General features: G+C 36.3%; 1 protein-coding gene. It reads left to right on the top strand.

Features of this window, described 5'->3' with window-relative positions; translation table 11 throughout:
* Positions 1-1,134, top strand: a 1,134-nt coding sequence (locus B3J44_RS00765; RefSeq protein ID WP_286964968.1) for a sulfatase-like hydrolase/transferase, incomplete at its 5' end; no start/stop codon positions are given.
* Positions 1,135-1,173: the final 39 nt, after the last annotated feature.

Raw genomic sequence — 1,173 nt, 5'->3', positions numbered from 1 at the left:
CAGGTTGCCGAAAAATGGGTTGAACCTTATAAAGGAAAATTTGATGAAGGTTGGGATGTTTACCGTGAAAAAGTATTGGCCAACCAAAAGAAATTGGGAATATTTCCTCAAAATGCAGGACTGCCAGATCGTAACGCTTTAATTACAGAATGGAAAAAATTAACTCCAGACCAAAAGAAAGTGTATGCGAGATTTATGGAAGTTTACGCTGGATTCCTGACGTACACAGATTACGAAATTGGAAGAGTTGTAAACTATTTGAAAGAAAGCGGACAATTGGATAATACTTTAATTTTTGTTGCTATTGGCGATAACGGCGCTAGCAAAGAAGGAACGCTACAAGGAACAATCAATCAGAGTTTGTTTGCTCAAGGAAAAACAGATGAGGAGAATTTCCAAAGCAATTTGAATAATATTGGAGAAATCGGAACAGCAAAAGGTTTAAATACCAATTATCCTTTGGGATGGGCTCAGGCTACAAATGCTCCTTTCAAAAACTGGAAACAAGATGCACATTCAGAAGGAGGAACTCGTAACCCGTTAATTGTATTTTATCCAAACGGAATTAAAGATAAAGGCGGAATCAGAAATCAATATAGCCATGTAACCGATTTGCTTCCTACAACTTTGGCTATTGCAGGAATTAAGGCTCCAGAATACATCAAAGGAATCAAACAAGATATCATTCAAGGTTCTTCGTTTCAAGCTTCTTTAGATAATCCTAAAGCTGAATCATTGCATAAAGTTCAGTACTACTACATCTTCGGAAATAGAGCTATTTACAAAGACGGATGGAAAGCTTCTGCAGCACATTTACCAGATTCTTTTGCAGTAAAAAAATCTTTGGGAAGCAATGAGAAACCTGCTCCAAGCAATTTTGATACAGATGTTTGGGAATTATACAATCTAAACGAAGACTTTAACGAACGTAATAATCTGGCGAAAAAATATCCTGAAAAACTAGCTGAGCTTCAAAAATTATTTGACGAACAAGCAAAAGAAAACAATGTTTACCCATTGATTGATTGGCAGGACGTTTACAACAGAAGAATCCACAATACAGGAGTTGATAAAGGAAAAACGGTTTCTGACTTAATCAAACAGGCTACTAAACCTGGAGGAACCAATAACTAAATTACACAACCTGCAAGGTTTCTAAAACCTTGTAGGTTT

Origin of the sequence: Flavobacterium sp. UBA4854, assembly GCF_002399805.1 — a bacterium.
GTDB classification, from domain to species: domain Bacteria; phylum Bacteroidota; class Bacteroidia; order Flavobacteriales; family Flavobacteriaceae; genus Flavobacterium; species Flavobacterium ginsengisoli.
This window is presented reverse-complemented; position numbering and strand designations above follow the sequence as displayed.